Origin of the sequence: Mycoplasma sp. 1654_15, from assembly GCF_012516495.1 — a bacterium.
Classification (GTDB): Bacteria; Bacillota_I; Bacilli_A; order Mycoplasmatales; family Metamycoplasmataceae; genus Mesomycoplasma.
In genome coordinates this window covers 59,844-78,164 of the sequence record NZ_CP051214.1, presented here as the reverse complement: position 1 = coordinate 78,164, position 18,321 = coordinate 59,844, and the positions used below count along the sequence as shown (strand labels likewise).

Sequence of the window (18,321 nt, the reverse complement as noted above, 5' to 3'; positions counted from 1 at the left end):
CTCCTTTATTGTGTTATAAACAGAGATAGCTTATAAAAAATATAAACAAAAAATAAACTCGTTACGCTAGTATTACCTAGATCAACTTTTAGAGTATTTCTCAGCCTTTTACAGCACCCCTGTTTGTAATATTATACAAAAAAAGTAATACAAATTAAATTTTTGCATTACTTTTTAAAATATGTTGATTTTTGAAGTTATTTTTTATAGTAAGGAATAATGTGAACGTGAGTGTGGAAAATTGACTGTTCAGCGTCAGGTTCATTGTTGATAAGTAATTTAAAGCCTGTGGCACCTAGTTTTTGTACTTCTTTTAAAGCAAATTCTCTAGCTTTTAGAATTAAGTATGATAAATCTGCGTCGGTAATTGTGTATAAATTTCTAGAATAAACTTTTGGTACTACTAAAAAATGTCCTTTTGTATGTGCGTATTTATCTAAAAATGCTATTACTTTATCATCTTCATACAAAATAGTTGCTGGTTCTTCTCTTTTAATAATTTTTAAAAATAATTCTTCTTGTCAAGTTTTCATAAGTTAAATTATATTAAAACTAAAGTTTTTTAATTATTTTTTATTATCTTTTTTATCTTTAGAATCTTCTAATTTAATTACTTTATCTTTAACATTGATTATATAACCCATATCTTCAAAGTAAGTTTTTACATCATTAAAAATAAGATTTTGATCTGCTAAAAATAAAGAAAAAGCAAGGATTTCTTTTTGTTCTAAAGTAGATCAAGGAGTATTATCTAAAGAAAAGTATCTTTTTGTTTCTTTCTTGTTATCATCTTTTACTACTTTGTCAAACAAAGGAACAATTTTGTTTACATAACTAATGCTAATTTTTGAAGCATCGGAAGAAAGAGAAGAAATACTTGCTGGTATTTCTTGTGATAGTTTTTGTCCATCTTGGTTGATTTGTGGACTATAAGTTATGTTGTCTTTGTTATTTCAATCTACTGTTACTGTGTAGAAATAGCTTTTATCTTTTAAGTTTGCATTATCAGATTTGATTGTTATTTTAATTACAACTTGAGCACTTTTTTTGTTTGAAGAAACAAGGGAAGGATAAATTTTATCTACTTCGTAAGTTGCATAAGTTAATGAATTTTGATCAGCTTGAATTTCTATATCTGATGATGAAAGTTCTTCTTTTTCCTTGTTAGTATCAAAAGTTGTCTTTAATTTTATAGGTGCTAATTTTACTTGATTTCACTTGTCAAATAAACTTAATTGATCTTGACTAAAAATGTTGTTGTTAGCATCTAAAAATCCTGATTTTATTTTAAATTCACTTTGAAGATGAGAAATCGAATAATCTAAATCGTTTCTTGAACTAACACCTTGATTGTATAAAATTCCTTGATAACCAAATAAATTATGTAAATCTATTGAATCATTTGCTTGTAGAAACTCAAAATTTTCTTGTTTTTGTGTAGTTTTAGAATCTAGTTTTGCATCTGCAAGTACTATAGAGTTGAAGGATTTTGCGTCTTTAACTTGAGTTGCAGCAAAAGTTGCTAAATCAAGACCGTCTGAGGATTCAAATTTTCAAACTTGAGCTGGTTGTTTTTCTAATAAAAGCTTCATTAAGAAGAAGTCTTTGTCACTTGGATCTAAACTTTCAAAAATATTTTTTGTTGTAAAAGAAGCTTTATCACTAGTAGATTCTTTGTATATTTTTGAGTTTTTAATATCGTTTTCTTCTTGACCTAGTAAAAAGTGTTTGGTTAAAAGTAATTTGTTAATAATTTCAGCAATTCCTGTATCAAAATTATTATAAAGAATTTTAAAAGAAGGAGTGGAAAATTTGTTTCCTGAACCCAAGTCTTCTTGAAGTACTCTAAAATCATTTGACTTTAAAACTTGATCTTTTAATAATTTAGAATAAGTAGTATAAGTAAAATTTTCATCTTGTTTTAATTGGTAATTTTGATAAAAATTAAAAGCTTGTTGTGCGTCTTTAAAAAATTCTGAGTTGGTATCGTTGAAGTTAGATGCTATAGCAGTTGGCTGGATTTTATAGACTCTTTGAGCTAAAATAGTTTCTACAAAAGCATTGTCAACATATCTTTGTACAATTTTGTCTTGTAATTTTTTATCTTCTTCAATTCTTTCTGGACTTTCCACATTATAGCTACATGAAATAAAAGTAATTGCTGAAAATCCTACAGCAGGAGTTAAAAGTCATTTTAGTTTACTTATTTTTTTCATCATTTTTCCTAATTATTTCCTAACTTAAATCAAGTTTGTAACTCATCTAGTATTGCTTGAGAAGCTTTTTTATCCATCTGTGTTTTTACTGCTCAGAATTTTTGTTGATCATTAAATACATAATCATCAACTAATCTATTTTCCAACTCTTTTTTGAGATAAGTTTGTACATTTGAGTTTATTTTTAAAACTTTGTTAATTACAAATGAAACTAAAAAATTATTTGATAAGTCAGTAATGTTTTTAAGATATTCTTGTTTTTGTTGTTCTGTTCTTAACTTATCATTTAATAACACATCTTGAAATTTTTTGTCTTTTATTGAAGAATATAAAGCAAAATCATCGTTTTGTACTTCAGATAGTAAAGAAGAAAGATTAATATTAGAGTTTATTTTATTATCAAATTGATTGTTTGCTTTTAGTTGTAATTCTTTATGAATTATTTGATCAAAAGCATCTCAGGTTTTAATTTGTGATACTTTGAGAATTTGCATTCCTTTATCATCAAAAACAATTTTTATGTTTGGATTATCAGTTAAAGTATAACTATAATGAATTCTGAAGTTGTTTGTTTGTTCCCCAAAAGTGTTTCTAAATGCTTCACCTGCTTTGTTTAGTTCTGTATCACTTAATTTTTCTATAAAGTCTTTTAAGCGGCGGTTGATTTCTTTAATTTCTGCAACGGTTTTTCCGACTAAAGTACTTGATTCTGGAAGCAAGTTTTCATTATTTTTAAAGACTTCAGATTTAATTTTGTCAAATAATGTTTTGGAAAGAATTTGAGTTGTGGATTTTGGAGTAAAAAGTTTATCTAAGAAAGAAAGTCCAAATGGAACAGAGTTATTTTCAAAAATTTGACTCAGATTTTGAAGAGGTAATTTTCCAAAAGTATCAGCAGTTTGTTTGTTAACTGAAGGATTAATAGTTGTTAGTAAAATTTTGTCTTCTTGATTAGTTTTATATGATTCTTCTTCTTTTTTAAAGGATTCTAAAGATTCTAAACCATTTCTGATTACTTTAGCTTTTAATCCGTCTTCTTGAACCTCAACCAAGAAATAAGTTAATAATTGTTCAAGATCGGCTTTAGCAATTTTTCAAGCTGATTGTGAATTTTTATCATCAGTTTTAACATTTACAACTATTTTGGACATATCAAATAATTCAAAGTTATCTTTTAAAATTGCTCCATCATTGAAGTAAATTTCATCAAATAATTTTTTAGGATACATATAATCTTTAACAAATGATTTACTTAAAAATGCTGCTACTGTTTGATTTTCTTTGTTTTTTTCTATATCTTCTGGTTTTTGATTTTCATCTTTTGGATTTTTAATGTTAGGTAAAAAACCATTAATAAAATCTTCACCTTCTTTAGTTGATAAATTTATGATATTTTTAAACAGTCTATCTCCTTGGTGGAAAACAACGCGACCTGAATCGTCTTTAATATCATTTTTTAGCACTCTGTTAGTTACATCTGAATTTGTAAATGAAGTATTAAACTCAAATTTAAAACGTGAAAAAGCAACAGGAATTAAAGCCTGAAATGTTAAATAATCAACTGCATCTTCAAATGTTTTTGCATTTCCGTATTTTTCAGTTGTTAATTCCTTATTAAACTCAGTTTCTCAATTGTTAAATCCGAAGTTTTTTTGGAATCTTGCTCTTTCATCTTTTAGTCTGTTTTCTTGTTCAGTTCTTACTTCTTGTTGACTTCTTATAGTAAAAGTTCTTGAATTGTTTGAAGTTTTATCTGAGTTAGAATCATTTCAAGCTTTTTGAAATAGCTCTGCATTTTTTACTTCTTGATCGTAAAGGTATTCAACAATTTTTTTCTTTGCTTGTTTTAATTCTTCGTTTTGTTCTTCACCTGTTGATTTAATAGCTTTTAAAAGTTGTGAAGCTAAAATATTTTGCTCACCTGAAGGTGTCGCAATACTTACTAAAACATCTGAATCTGCTCTTTGCTGAATTAAAGAACCTGAAGTGCTAGATGCGCTAACTGGAACTCCAATTCCCAATCCCAAAATCAAAATAAAACTTCCAATTCCAATAGCTGAATAAACCATTTTTCTTTTCTTAGAAATAGGCTTTTTTGATTTTTTATCTTTTGGATTATTGTTGTTTTCTTTTGAGTTAAGACGAGCAATTTTTTGTAATAAATTAAATTTACTCATAATCCTTCTCTTTTTTTAAAATTAATTAAGTTATAAAATTTTACTAAATTTTTGTTAATTTTAAAGCATACAAGACAATAAAAAAACAAAAGACTTAAAAATTATTAAGTCTTTTGCAAAAATTATTTGTTTTGACTTGATTTTTCTTCTTTGAATAACTCTGAAACTGTTGCCATTGTTGATGCAACATTAGATAAATTTGGTGGAATAATAATTTTTGTTGCTTTTCCGTTAGCAAGTGTTCCTAATTGTTCAATAGATTTTAGTACAAGAACTTCTCTTTTTACATTTGAACTATTTAATAATTCAATAGCTTCTTTAGTTCCTGCTGCTTTTAAAATCTGTGATTCTTTTTCTGCTTCCGCAGCTAGAATTGCAGCTTGTTTTTTACCTTCTGCTTCAAGAATTGAAGATTGTTTGAAAGCTTCAGCTTCTAAAATTTTTGCTGTTTTTGAACCTTCAGCTTCTAAAATGTTAGCTCTTTTTTCTCTCTCTGCTCTCATTTGTTTTTCCATTGCATTTTGGATATCTTTAGGTGGAATTATATTTTTAATCTCTACTCTGTGAACTTTAATTCCTCAAGCATCTGAAGCAGTATCTAAAATTTGAGTTAGCTTTAAATTTATAGTATCTCTTGAAGTTAATGTTTCGTCTAACTCTAGATCACCTAATAAGTTTCTTAAAGTAGTTGCTGAAAGATTTTCTATAGCTTTTATAGGTTTTTCAGCTCCATATGCAAAGAGTTTAGGATCTGTAATTTGTAAAAATACAACTGAATCAACCTTGATATTTGCATTATCTTTAGTAATAATATCTTGTGCTGGAAAATCGTAAACTTTTTCTTTTCAGTTTTCTTTTAAACTTATTCTTTCTAAAAACGGTCAAATGAAATGTAGTCCATTTTGAATAGTTCTATGATATTTTCCTAATCTTTCAACAATATAAAAATGTGATTGAGGAATAATTCTAATTCTTGATACTAAAATTATTGCTAAAACAACAAGAATGATTATAAAAAATATTAATATTACTAAGCCTGCTGTTGACATTATTCTCCTTTTTGTATTGCTTTTTTAACAATTAATGTTGTTCCTTCTATTCGAACTATTTTGACAAAAGTTCCTTCAGAAATAGTACCTTGTCCTTTCTCTGACAAGGTTCTATAAATTTTACCTTGAACATTTATTTGTCCATACTTTGTCTCTTCAAATCCCTTTTCATAAGTTGTATGAGTAAGAGGGATAGGATCTAAATCAAAAAGCTCTAAAACTGGACCATCATATTTTGTTTTGTTAAAAATACGTTTTAAAAATTTAAATAAAGAAAAATATAAAATTAGGAACAAAACAATAAATAAAATCAATTGTAGTGTAACTGATCAACCTTGACCATCTGTTGTTATTGCTAAAATAAATGGAATTATTGTAGACACTGAAATTAATCCAGATCAAACTCCTGTTGTTAGCAATTCTACTATTAGAAAAATAAGAAAAATAATTGCTCAAAGAACTGCCATAACAACAAATGTTGAATAATCTTTTGTTAAAAAATCCATTTTATTTCTCCTTATTTTTATGTTTTATAACTATATTTATATAATTATATTCAATATGTTAAAGAAAAAAATTTTTTTTATCGATTTAGATGGGACATTGCTAGATTCGGGTTATGGTCGTTCAGCTAAAATGAGCAAACGAAATGAACAAGCAGTTTTAAAAGCTTCCAAGAAAAACATAATTGTTATTTCAACAGGGAGAAAATACTCTTCAAAAGTTCAAAATATTTCAAAGAAAATTGGTGCTAAATACATTGCTTGTTTAAATGGTGCTTTAATTTTACAAACTGATAATCAAAGCGTTCTTAAATCTGAAGATATTAATGAAATAGTGGTAAAAGAAGTTTTTGAAATAGCACAAAATAATAATATTTGTTTTTCAACTGATACTGAAAAAATATTATTTGGTGAAGGAATAAGAAGTAAAATTTTAGCTTTTATAACAAGTTTAAAAGCTGAAAGTTTTAAAACTTTTAAAGTCAAAACTGCTAAAAAAATTTTACTTATGTCTTTTTCTACAAATAATATTGAGATTGTATTTAAACAAATCAAGAACAAATATGAAGGATTTTTAAATTTAGCTTTGGTTGCAAAGGGTAGAGCTATAGAAATAACATCTAAACCTGCTTCTAAAGGAGAAGTGATAAAATTTATTGCTGCTTTAGAAAATATAAATCTTAAAAATACTGTTCATATTGGAGATTCAATGAATGATGCTTCAACAAAAAACATTGCAGGGCAACTTATTGCTTTAAAATCAGGTTCTAAAAATTTACAAAAAATTGCTGATAAAGTAGATGGAAAAATAAAATATTCTGCAGTAGCTAAAATTTTAAGAAAAGAAGAAAACAATAATGAAAAATAAACCAAAAATGTATGCTGTTATTGGAAAATATGCTGTTGGTAAAACTACTTTTTTAAATTTACTTCAAGATTACAGTAAAAAAGTGTTAAAAAAGGAACAAAAAATTTTATTTTCTGATGAATTTTTTCAAAAATGCTATTTAAAAAATGAACCTTGTTTTTTAGCTTTAAAAAATTATAATCCTTCTTTTGTTGAAACAAATCAAGTAAATAAAGAGAAATTAAGAGAATTTATAAGATCAAATATTGATAATATTAATGTCATTGAAAAACTTGTATATCCATTTTTGGAACAGCATTTAAGAAATAATAAATATGATTTTGTAGAAATTCCAAATTTGTTTACTAAAAATGCTAATTTTACAATTTATTTTGATGGTGTTATTAACATTTATTCTTCTGAAGAACAGCGTGTTAAAAACATTTTAAATAAAAATGTTAATAACTCAATTTCTAGCTTAAATGACTTCTTAAATAAAGGATTTTTTGATAGAGTGGATGTTAATATCTGTAATAGTGACTGGAAAAATGAAGACTTTTTTCCTAAATTTTTTTCTAAATTAAATAAAAGTTTATAAAATTAATGAAATAAATAAAAGGGAGATTTTATGAATAAAAAATATTTAATATTTGGAACAAAAAATATAAGCCAAGAAGACTTTAGACTTATCAGGTTTTTTTATTTACCTATAATTGAAAAAGAAGCATACATTTTGTTTAATTACTTTTATGATTTTGAATTTTTTAACGAAAAAAAAGAATTTTTGAATTTAAGTGATTTAGAACCTATATTTAAGATTGATAAAGTAATTTTTGAAAAAAATAAAAAGATTTTAGAAGCAATAGGTTTGATTAGAACTTTTTATAATGAAGAGGAAAAAATTGTTTTAATTGAACTGAAAAAACCTTCTACAGTTACACAAATTCTAAAAAACAGTTACTTTAGTGATTTGTTAATTAAGAAAATTGGAAAAAATAAATTTGAAGAACTTATTGAAAGATTTTCTGAAAAAGACTATAAAAAAGAAGGTTTTTCTGAAGTATCTACAAATTTTTTTCAAATATTTATTTCTGATAATATTAAAGAAGAAGTTCACATAAATGACATAAAAAGCAATATTGAAGCAAAGCAAGTATTAAACAGTAAAAGATATATAGAATATTTAACACACAGGCAACCAATGCCTAGTTTAGAAAAAAAAGTAGAACACTATCATCAACAGGGATTTTCTTTTCATGCATTAAACGAAATATTAGATTATTGCTATAAAATAAACAATAAAATTAATTTTCAATATTTTGAAAAAATTGCTAAAGATTTATATAGTAAAAAAATAATTCTACACCATGAAGTTTATCAAGAATTACTTGAAAAATTTGAATATAAACAAAAATTAAATTCTAAACCGAAACCATTATTTGAACCTTTTGAAACAATGGGTGTTTCAATCGAAGCAGAAAACAAAGAAAACACAATAGATGATTTTCTAAAAGAAGTAGAAGAAACGGAATGATAAAATGAAGACTAATAAAATCTCTTTAAAAGATGTTGTGCCTGCAACTAATCAAGATGATTTTGAAAAAATAAAAGAATTTTTTATAGAAAAGGTAACTACTGAACCGGAAGTTCAAAAAATTGTTAGCAAACTTAACATTAGTGAACAAGAAATTAATAATAATATTGATATTTTCTTGAATTTCTTAGACCAAGAACCTAATGCTAAGTTTAAAAAAATCATTATAAGAGATTCAAGAACAAATGCTTTAAAAATAAAGCTAATTGAGTCTGAAATAGGAAAATCCGATAGTTTAGAAAAATATATTTTATTAAAAGAAATTTCTCAAATTTCTTTTGATAATTTAACAGTTAGTTTTAAAGAAAATTTCTTAAAGCAAGTTAATAATGAAGTAAAACAAAAATTATCTGTATTATGAAAAGAAGTTCCGAAAAATAAAAAGTGAAGTTTTATTTATGGACCTTCTTTATCAGGCAAAACTGCTTTTTTTAAAATATTAGCTTGAAGTATAGTTTCAAAAGAAAAAACAATAATTTATACTAATTTTTTAGATTTATTAAATTTATACTCACATTCTATTTCCAAAAAAGGTGTAGTGTTTGATATAGTAAATAAACTGAAAAAAGCAGACTATCTTTTAATTGAAGATTTTATTATTTCTAATGATGTTTCTTGATTTATTGAACAAGTTTTAAACCCTGTTTTAGATAGTAGAATTAAGGAAAATAAAAAGATTTTTATTTCTTCTTTATATAATCTTAATCAAATTGAACAGATGTTAATTGAAAACTTAAAAAAAGAAGTGAAAATTCAAGAAATTACAAAATTTATTAACCGTATAAAAAATTATTCTAACATTTATAAATTATAAATTTGCTTCATTTTTGAAGAAAAAATAAAAAATATTCAAGAAAAATCTTGAATATTTTTTTATATTATGAATTGAAAAAAGGTAATGCAATGATTATTAATATTAAACCCACAACAAAACCTAATAATATAGGGATTAAAGATTTTTTTTGTCTCTCAGCTTTAAGTATATTGTCATCGACTTTTTCTATTTCTGGTAATTGATTTTCTCTTCGCATTTTATTTTCTGAAGAGATTTTTCAATTTTTATAAGTTTTTGAATAGCTGTTAAAAAATCCTAATCTTAAAACCGTTGAAAAAGCACTCACACAGATTAATAAAAGTCCGATCATTGATTGTGCATCGTATCATTTACTTTCTTTAGCAAAAACTAAAACTAAATACAAAACAATGCAAACAATGCTTCAAAATACTATTCAAACTATAGAAAATTTATTAAAATCTCTAACAATTTTTGTTTTTAAAAATGAAGTAAATGTTTCTTTAGACATACATTAATTATACTTCTTTAAGTCACTCATTAATTTGTTTTTGTGTTCCAAATACGTAGTGATTTTCTTCAACTTTTTGAGAAACTATTTTGTTTGGAAATTCTTGTTCACTTAAATATGAATTTACAAACGGAAGAGGTTTAAAAGGAATATGTGCATTTGACATTTTAGGTACAGATTCAAGGAGATTTTTTGTATAAGGATGGATTGGGTTATTATAAACTAAATCTGTTTTTCCTCTTTCTACAATTTTTCCTGTATGTAAAATAACAACTTCATCTACTAGGTATTCAACAATTGATAAATCGTGTGCAATGAAAATCATACATAGATTTTTTTCTTCAACTAATTTTTTTAGAAGGTTAACAACTTGGGCTTGAATTGAAATATCTAGAGAAGCTATTGGTTCATCAGCAATTAAAACTTTTGGTTCAACAATTAATGCTCTTGCAATAACAATTCTTTGTCTTTGACCACCTGAAAATTCATGAGGATATCTATAAGCAAATTGTCTTAACAGACCTACACTTTCGAGTGCTTCATAAATTAATTCACTTGTTATGAATTTTTTTATCCTTCTTTTTAGAAGACAAATTGAAATTGCTTGTTCTATACCAAAAAATAATCTTATGTTTCTATAAATGTTTGAAATATTTTTATTTTCAATAGAAAATGACTTAATAATATCTTGCTTTTCTTTAAATCTATTTTTTTGTCTATTAAAAAGATCTTCATCTCTTTTAATTGTTTCAAGTAATTTTTGATTTAGTTCTAAAACTTCTTTTTCAAGTTGTGCTACTTTTTCTTTTAGTTCTTTGTTTTGTTGAATTAAATTAGCTAATTGCGCTTCTTTTCTTTTTTGAACCAAAGAAAATTCAGCTACGAATCTCTTTGTTTCTTCTTCAAAAACATTTTTAGCATCTTCATGCTCTTTAGTAACTTCTTTTAATTGATTCTCTAAACGAGATTTTTGTTCATGATCTTTTTTAGGAAAACTAATTAAATATTTGTTAATGATTGACTCAAGATGAATAATATTTTTGTTTTTGTAATTATTCTCAAAATTGTTTTTAGAATTTAAAATAAATTTAGTAACTTCTAGGTTTGCAAGAATATCAATAAATTCATGTCTAAAACTTGAAACTGATCTGAATTTTTCAGAAGTTTTTTGAGCTAATAAAACTCTTTGATTTTGAAGTAAAAATTCTTCTTTTGTGTTTTCAAAAATGTAAATAAAATCATCAATTTTTGAATATGTTAAATTAGCAAATTTATTAAAATGTAATTTTAAATAACTATAAATTTCATAGTTAACAATGGAAAGCCTTTTATAGTATGAATACTGTTCAAGATCATCTGTGATTAATGCATTGTGTTCATTAATTTTATATTCATATTTATATTGTGACACATATGAATTTAGTAGGTTTTTGGAATTATTATATTTTGTTCAGTTTTCTCAATGTTTTTCGATTTCTTGATTATGTTCTGGATTTTCTTTGACTCTTATGAAATGACTAATATCTTTAATTTCTTCTTGAATTTGCTTTAATTTTTTAGCTGTGTTTTTAACTTCTACTTCATCAAAAGTAATTTCACCCAAACGGTATTTTTCTTGCATTTTAAAATAGAATTTATATAAAACACCAGCTCTTTTATAAATATCATTAAAGTTTTGAGTTAAAAATAATTGTTTTTTATCTAAGAAAGCAAAAAAAGCATTAAATTGTTCTTCTATTTCCTTTGTGTTTTCTTTATTTACATTAGAAAATTGTTCTTTTCAAAGTTGAACTTTTTCTTCAAATTCTCCTAAAAAAGTTTTTAATTTCTTGTTATAACCCAAAGTATTTTCAATATCAACATCTAAATATTTTTCTAAAAATGTATACTTAAAGTTTTTTACTACATCTTGTCAATCTTGAAAAATATCCTTCATTTTTTCTTTTAAAATTCCATTTACTATTAATGGTTCTTTTAAAATAGAATAAATATTTTTTTGACCATTTAAAGAAGAATATGGATCTTGAAAAATCATTTGCATGTTTTTTCTTAAAAATAGATTTTGTTTTTTAGTTAATTTATTTCCTGAAATAACTTCATCTAATAAAGTAACTTGACCACCATAAGACTCATATAATCTAATAAGAGATCTTCCCACTGTTGTTTTTCCTGATCCTGATTCACCAATTAAACCTAAAATCTTTCCTTGTTCTAAACTAAAGTTTACATTGTCAACAGCTTTTACAACTCCGAATTTGTTAGAGAAATATTTTTTTAAATTTTTGACATTCAATGTGGTTTGTTGCGCCATTATTTTAATACCTCTTTAAATAGTTTTAGTCTAGCTTGTAATTCTTTTGTTAATTCTACTTTTGGTGCATCTGGATGAAGTAATCAAGTAGCAGCGGCATGTGTTTTAGATATAGAAATTAAAGGAGGTTCTTTTTCAAAATCTAAAGCCAGTGCATAATCATTTCTTGGAGCAAATGGATCTCCTGCTGGCAAGTTAGCCATATCAGGTGGAGAACCTTGAATTGTGTATAATCTTTCATCTTTGTCTTCAGGAATTGCAGAAATTAAAGCTCAAGTATAAGGATGTCTTGGATCAGTAAAGATGTCTTTTCTTGTTCCTTTTTCAATTATTCTTCCTGCATACATAATATAAATATAGTCACAGAATTTAGCTATAACCGAAATGTTGTGAGAAATGAAGATAATTGAAATTCCATATTCTCTTCTAATTTGGTCAAATAAAGCAAGAACTGAAGCTTGAACTGTTGGATCTAAAGCTGTTGTTGGCTCATCAGCGATAATTAAATCCGGACTTGCAGCCACAGTCATAGCAATAATCACTCTTTGCTTCATACCACCAGAAAGTGTGTGTGGGTATGAATGAAATCTATCTTTTGCACGTTCTAAACCAAATGATTCTAAAAGATTGATTAAATATTCTTCTTTTTCTTGTTTAGTTTTGAATCTTTCTGATTTTTCTAAAACATCGAGTAGTTGTTTTCCAATAGTTCTTGTTGGATTTAAAGCAACTAAAGGATCTTGTGGGATATAACCGACTTTTTTACCTCTAACTTGTAGCCACTGTTTATCTTTAGTGAATTTAGCAACATCAATGCCACTAATTACCATTTTATCAGCACTTGTTTTAGCAAATTCGTTAACACCCAATAAAGCTTTTGAAGTAACAGATTTTCCTGAACCTGATTCACCTACGAGTCCAACTATTTGTCCTCTTCTAATTGATAAATCAACGCCTCTTACTATTTCTACGTACTTTTTACCTTTTATTTTGAAGGAAACTTTTAAATTTTTTAAATCTAAAACTTTATCTTCTAAATTTATTTTTACTTCTGAATTTACCATTATTTTCTTCCTCCAATTCTTGGATCAAGTGCGTCGTGAATTCCGTTTGCTATAAATCTTGTACTTAAAGCTAAAATAACTAAAATAAAGGATGGGAATAATAAAGCTCAAATATTTGAATCAGCTAATTGTCTTGAAGAGTTAATAATTAGTCCTAAGTTTGCTGGAGAATTAAGGTTTTCTTTTAAAAATCCTAAGAAAGCTAAACCAGCAATAATTGATATAGCAGATAGTAATCTGGAAACAAAACCAGAAAGTAGTTTTCCTAAAATATTTGGAAGTATATGTGAGTAAATTTGTCTTAATTTTGAAGCACCAACAGCTTTTGCAGCTTGAATATATTCTTCATCTTTAATAATAATTGTATAAGATCTGGCTAAATAAGTAGGTCCAGTTCAACCTGTTGCTGTTAGTAAAATAATTATAACTATTGTTTTTGGTCCAAAGATACCAATAAAGATAACGAAGATAACAATTCAAGGAATAGAGTTAAAAACATCAATAACTCTTAAAAATATGTTGTCAATTCATTTTCCAATATGGTAACCCAAATAAGTACCTAACGCAACACCTATAATAGTTTCTATAACAGCAATTATTACTGAAATTCCTAGAGCATTAAGTGTTCCTACTCAAGTTCTTAGTCAAATATCACGTCCAAATTCATCGGTTCCTACAATTGAAAATATTTGTTTTTGTGATAGAACCGAAATCACCTCATATGGGTTGAAATGAGCTAAGTATCTACCAGGTACTATTTCTTCAACTGAACCATGAATTAGTTGAACGTTTGCATCTGCTTGTGCTTTTAAAATCTTGTTTAAAAGGTCTGCTGAAATGTTGTTTTCAAAAATTCCTCAAGAACCTGGTTTTTGTGAAAACACAAGTTCACTATCTACACCTGCAATTGCTTCTGTTGTTTTAAAAGGAGAAAAAGCAGCTGTAAAAATTGCTGTTAAAAGAAGCAAAATGAAGACTATTGTAGCAATTAAAGCAAGTGGAGTTTTGAAAAAGTTTTTAATTGTGTCTTTTCAAAGTTCAGAAACTTTTCCTGTAATTTGAAAGGAATTAAAGTGATTTGGAGAAACTTTTAATAGTCTTAAATCTTGCTGAGTTAAACGATATTTTGTGTTAAATTCTTGTGATGAATTAGACATTAGTTACTTCTCCTTTTTTAACTTTTTCTTTTCTTGATTTTCAGGTTTTAAATTCTGCTCAGTAGTTTCTTTCTGATTTTGATGCAATTGAAATTCTTGGATCCATAAAAACATAGGAAAGATCGGCAACAATATCAGTAACTAATGAAAGAGAAGTAAAGAAAATTAAAGAAAACATTGAAATATTAATTTCTCCATCTTGAATTGCGTTAACAATAATTGTAGATGAACCTGGAATTCTGAAAAATTGTTCTAAAATAATTGATCCTGATAGAAGAGCTAGATATGAAAAAATCAGTGTTCTTACTAAAGGAATTGAAGCATTTCTGAAAACATGTTTTGTAAAAATTTTGAATTTAGAAAGCCCTTTAGCTTTTGCAATCAACACTTGGTGTGAAGAAAGTGTTGTTACCACTCAGTTTCTTACTAAGAATGTATAACCTGCTATAGAAGAAAGAACAAAAACAAAAATTGGTGGTATCAATGAAATAATCATAGTGCCTACAGAATATTCAGATGCTTCTTTAAACTCAAAAGGAAGTTGAACTTTTAGAGCTATTAAAATCACAAATGGAGCTAAGATAAATGAAGGTAAAGCAACAAAAACTGTAGCAAATGAAGTAATTGAAGCATCTTGTCATTTTCCTCTTTTATAAGCTGAAATTGTTCCTAAAATTACTCCTAAAATTACACTGATGATAAATGAAGGAAGTGAAACTAAAATTGTATATCTTAGTGGTTTAAAAAACAAAACAGGAATTGAAGATTCACTTGATTTATAAATTTTTCCATAATCTCCATGGAAAATCCCAACTGTGTAATTTCATAATCTAACAACAGCTGGTTGGTCAAATCCATTTTCTCTTTGAAGCCTTGCTAATTGTTCGCTAGCGTCTGTAGATTTAGATTTAGCTGAATCAATTGAGTTTATAAAAGGATTATTTCCAAATTTTGCCATTATTAGATAGACAATAATGTAAATTACTATAAAAGTTACAACTGCAAGTAATAATCTTTTTAAAATGTACTTAGTCAGCATTATTGTTCTCCTTGTTTTTTAAGAAATGGTTTTATGACAGTTTGATCTGGAACTGCAAATGAGTTTTCTGTATCTGGAACTTGTAAATTAGGATTTAAAAAGGAAATTGTTGGTGTACTTCCTATTGTAGTTATTCCATCAGTTTGTGGTAAAAAACCATATAATGAAGTAATTTCGGAGAGAAGCTGAGCAATTTCTTCATCACTATGATTTAATTGGAATTGGTTATTAAACAATCCTGTTTCTTCACCTAAAGAAAAGTTTTTATCGTATTGTTCGAATTTTTTAACCATTTTTTTAGTTTGTGGATCTTGTTTTTCAACAACACGGAAAGTAATTCATTTAGTTACATCGGGTCTTTGATCTCTATTTTTATCATTTGGATCGTTTAAATTTCTTTGACCAAAATTTGGTGCATTTGGAGAATCTTTTCACTCACTAAATGGTCTCATTTTTCCTTTATATTCTTCTTTTGAGAAGAAAGTTTCAAGGTCTTTTGAATATTTATAAAACATTGGGAAAGATTTAGCTAAATTAGAATTTGCATCTAAAGAAGCAAAATAGCTAGCTGCTGCTAAACCAAATCCAGCGCTTTGTGTTAAACCGTCAATTGCTGTACCTGCTCCATTGTAATCATAACTTCAACCTACATAGTGGTATGGACCTATACCTCTGATTAAGAAGTTTAAGTAATTATCTTTTGTAACAGGTACTTCAGATTGTACATCAACACTTAATCTTGGATCAAGTGCTTCTATAGCCTTGGCAGCTTGTTGATAAGCAGAAATTTCTTTATTAGTAGCATTTGTATAACGTGTAGCTAGTGTTCATTGCACTTTATCTTCTGGTTTTAAGTTTTCTTTAGCATAAAAATCGTCTAGAAGTTCTTTCATTTTATTTTTTAAAATATCAAAGTTAGGTGCTTGAATTTGAAGCGCATTGCTTGATGGGTTGTTAAAGTTTTGTTGTTTTTCTTGTTCTGGAGTTTTTGTATAAAATTTGTTTCCATTCTGATCAACAGCAAAAATTGTAGAAACTTTTTCATAAAGTTGTCTTGCTGTTTTGTCTTTAGCTAAAACATTATCTGGAGAAACAAAAGAATATCAAGGTAATGCAGTATTTGAAAGTCCTCTACTGATGGTGTAAACATTTCAAGCTGCATAAATAATGCTTCTAAATTCTAGTCCTCTACCTCCAAAAACATAAGGTACAACCTTTGCTCCACCTTTTGCTATTTCTTCTAAGGAATGTCCAAAGTAAAGTTTTGAAAATGCATCATTAAATTTGTATAGTTTTGTAGGATCATCATATCTAACATCTTGATTATTACTTGAAGTAATTACTTGATTCATTGAACCAGGCATTAAAGAAGAATAAGTGAGTCATGGAATATGATCTAAAGCTTTTCCTAATACATATCTTCCACCTAATTCTTCAAAATGAGCTAGTGCATATTTTTTATCATTATCTGATAAACCTTCAAACCCACTTGATGCCTTAGTTTGTTCTTTAAAATTGTTAAATTGAGCAGATTCAAATGCTGATGCGTTAGGATAAGCAGAATATTTATATGTTATTTTTTTAAATGAACTAGGTTCAGCTTCTTTTCAACCTGTTCTTGGATAATATGGATTTCTTATATAAACTATTTTATTTTTGTCACCATAATTAATGATTCAAGGTGATGCATAAAGTAAGTCTTTGTCATAATCTTTACCATATCAGTAAATTCCATATTTTAAAGCTTCTCCAGTTTCACCAAATAATCCTTGTTTTTCCTTCACTTTTACTTTTATTTCTTTACCATCTTTGTCTTTTTGTGGTTTACCATCTTTGTCTTTAACTTCTTTTTCAACTTCTACTTCTTTAGTTTGTTCAGCAACTCTTTTTGCTATATATTCTGAAGGAACTGGTGAAAAATAGTTAGAATCAAAAACAATTTTTTGTAACATTTGATAGTAATTTACTTGAAGACCTTTAGTTTCCAGAGGTAAAAATGTTAATACTTTTTCGCCTTGAAAATCAGTTAAAAAAGTTTTTTCATCAAGCAGTTTATTTTTATCAATACCGAAAACTTTAAAAAGATAATCGTTGCTTAAATCAGATGTAAATTTTTCAGACTGAGGATTTAAATTTTTAATAGATGCCTTAACTTTATCATCAATTTCTTTACTTCCACCATGTGATTGTCTATAATGCTGATCGTATAGATTTTTTAATTTTCAAGAATAGAAAAAGTCTTCTGGTTTTACTGTATATTCGGTTTTGTTTGCTTGATAATCCACTCAAGGAACATCTTTTTTTACTTCAATTTGAAGTTTTTTTGCTTTAGCTAAAGTATCTCTAAAAAACTGTGAATTTATTGATTTTGGATCGTTGGAGCTAAGAGTATAAATAGATTGAGTTTGTTTTTCGTTAGAAGCTAAATGTCCTATTTCATGCTTATCATTATCGAAAATATATACTTGTTCTTCATGATTTTCATCTTCTGCTGTTACTATAAATCTCTTTGCTAAAGCTAAAACCAAATACTTATAAGAAGGTGATGTATATTTGTATTGATAAGATTTTATAGTAGTTCCTTGTTCTACTCTATCAGGTTGAGCTTCTTTACTTAAAATAGTTTCACCTTCATACATTGTTTGAACTAAATAAGATCCACTTCTTAAATAATCATCTTCTCTACTAGGTGAACCTGCAAAGTTAGTAAAACCATAAAAAGCATAAAAACTACTATCTGCTGAATTGACATTTCTTACTAATTCTTGCTTTTGTCACAGTGGAGTCACACCACAAGAAACTAGAACACTAATTGGAATAGTTGAGACTAAAGAACCCAACAGTAATTTTTTCTTTTTTAACATATTACTCCTTTCTAATTTCAATAAAAAAGCTTGTATTTTGAACAATACAAGCTTTTTTATTTATTTATTTTCACTTTTTTATATTATTCAAAAATTTTTAAAACAAAAAATGCAATATTTGCCATAGTAATATTGTTAATAAATTCAGATTTCTTGTTTCAATAATTTTTAAATGTCATAATCATAATTAATATTG

15 protein-coding genes and 1 riboswitch are annotated in these 18,321 nt (G+C 26.4%); of the genes, 4 read left to right on the top strand and 11 right to left on the bottom strand.

Translation table 4 applies throughout. The annotated features are described in order from the left end of the window. Positions 1 to 41 precede the first annotated feature (41 nt). Positions 42 to 131: riboswitch (TPP riboswitch) on the bottom strand. 66 nt (positions 132 to 197) lie between these two features. The 5 genes from hinT to HF996_RS00320 form a co-directional block, all read right to left on the bottom strand. Continuing rightward, positions 198 to 533 carry a histidine triad protein HinT gene (gene hinT, locus HF996_RS00340; RefSeq protein ID WP_168910130.1) on the bottom strand — a complete coding sequence of 112 codons (336 nt, stop codon included), beginning with the start codon at positions 531 to 533 and terminating at the stop codon, positions 198 to 200. A 33-nt stretch (positions 534 to 566) separates the two neighbouring features. After that, positions 567 to 2,216, bottom strand: a complete 1,650-nt coding sequence (locus tag HF996_RS00335) for a HinT-interacting membrane complex lipoprotein P60 (protein ID WP_168910129.1) — start codon at positions 2,214 to 2,216, stop codon at positions 567 to 569. 8 nt (positions 2,217 to 2,224) lie between these two features. Beyond that, the gene (locus HF996_RS00330) at positions 2,225 to 4,393 is read right to left on the bottom strand and encodes a HinT-interacting membrane complex protein P80 (protein ID WP_168910128.1); all 2,169 of its coding nucleotides are present in this window, start codon (positions 4,391 to 4,393) and stop codon (positions 2,225 to 2,227) included. 122 nt (positions 4,394 to 4,515) lie between these two features. Beyond that, positions 4,516 to 5,442, bottom strand: a complete 927-nt coding sequence (locus tag HF996_RS00325) for an SPFH domain-containing protein (protein ID WP_168910127.1) — start codon at positions 5,440 to 5,442, stop codon at positions 4,516 to 4,518. After that, a complete protein-coding gene (locus HF996_RS00320; protein WP_168910126.1) occupies positions 5,442 to 5,948 on the bottom strand; it encodes an NfeD family protein in 507 nt (168 codons plus the stop codon). Before HF996_RS00320 ends, HF996_RS00325 begins: the two co-directional genes overlap by 1 nt. A 55-nt stretch (positions 5,949 to 6,003) precedes the next feature. On the opposite strand from HF996_RS00320, the gene HF996_RS00315 reads away from it, so the two are divergent. From HF996_RS00315 to HF996_RS00300, 4 genes are read left to right on the top strand one after another with little or no spacing between them, the layout of a single operon-like run. Then, positions 6,004 to 6,813 carry an HAD-IIB family hydrolase gene (locus HF996_RS00315; protein WP_168910125.1) on the top strand — a complete coding sequence of 270 codons (810 nt, stop codon included), beginning with the start codon at positions 6,004 to 6,006 and terminating at the stop codon, positions 6,811 to 6,813. Then, a complete protein-coding gene (locus tag HF996_RS00310; protein WP_168910124.1) occupies positions 6,803 to 7,390 on the top strand; it encodes a dephospho-CoA kinase in 588 nt (195 codons plus the stop codon). The genes HF996_RS00315 and HF996_RS00310 overlap by 11 nt, the downstream gene beginning before the upstream one ends. A gap of 30 nt (positions 7,391 to 7,420) precedes the next feature. Next, entirely contained in the window at positions 7,421 to 8,329 is a 909-nt protein-coding gene (locus tag HF996_RS00305; RefSeq protein WP_168910123.1) for a DnaD domain protein, read from the top strand. Between the two features lies 1 nt (position 8,330). After that, positions 8,331 to 9,200: a DnaA ATPase domain-containing protein gene (locus HF996_RS00300; protein WP_168910122.1), complete on the top strand. Its 870-nt coding sequence runs from the start codon at positions 8,331 to 8,333 to the stop codon at positions 9,198 to 9,200. A gap of 64 nt (positions 9,201 to 9,264) precedes the next feature. Here HF996_RS00300 and HF996_RS00295 read toward each other — a convergent pair whose 3' ends face one another. The 6 genes from HF996_RS00295 to HF996_RS00270 are packed head-to-tail and all read right to left on the bottom strand — an operon-like array spanning position 9,265 to position 18,125. Next, positions 9,265 to 9,690, bottom strand: a complete 426-nt coding sequence (locus HF996_RS00295) for a DUF3899 domain-containing protein (RefSeq protein WP_168910121.1) — start codon at positions 9,688 to 9,690, stop codon at positions 9,265 to 9,267. Positions 9,691 to 9,697: 7 nt separating this feature from the next. Beyond that, a complete protein-coding gene (locus HF996_RS04010) occupies positions 9,698 to 12,001 on the bottom strand; it encodes an ATP-binding cassette domain-containing protein (RefSeq protein WP_168910120.1) in 2,304 nt (767 codons plus the stop codon). Then, entirely contained in the window at positions 12,001 to 13,065 is a 1,065-nt protein-coding gene (locus HF996_RS00285) for an ABC transporter ATP-binding protein (protein WP_168910119.1), read from the bottom strand. Before HF996_RS00285 ends, HF996_RS04010 begins: the two co-directional genes overlap by 1 nt. After that, on the bottom strand, positions 13,065 to 14,222 hold the full coding sequence (locus HF996_RS00280) for an ABC transporter permease (RefSeq protein WP_168910118.1): 1,158 nt from the start codon (positions 14,220 to 14,222) through the stop codon (positions 13,065 to 13,067). The genes HF996_RS00285 and HF996_RS00280 overlap by 1 nt, the downstream gene beginning before the upstream one ends. Continuing rightward, positions 14,215 to 15,261, bottom strand: coding sequence for an ABC transporter permease (locus HF996_RS00275; RefSeq protein WP_168910117.1), 1,047 nt, complete (start codon positions 15,259 to 15,261; stop codon positions 14,215 to 14,217). Before HF996_RS00275 ends, HF996_RS00280 begins: the two co-directional genes overlap by 8 nt. Beyond that, positions 15,261 to 18,125 (bottom strand): OppA family ABC transporter substrate-binding lipoprotein, encoded by a 2,865-nt coding sequence (locus HF996_RS00270; RefSeq protein WP_168910116.1) that lies wholly within the window; start codon positions 18,123 to 18,125, stop codon positions 15,261 to 15,263. Before HF996_RS00270 ends, HF996_RS00275 begins: the two co-directional genes overlap by 1 nt. Positions 18,126 to 18,321 lie beyond the last annotated feature (196 nt).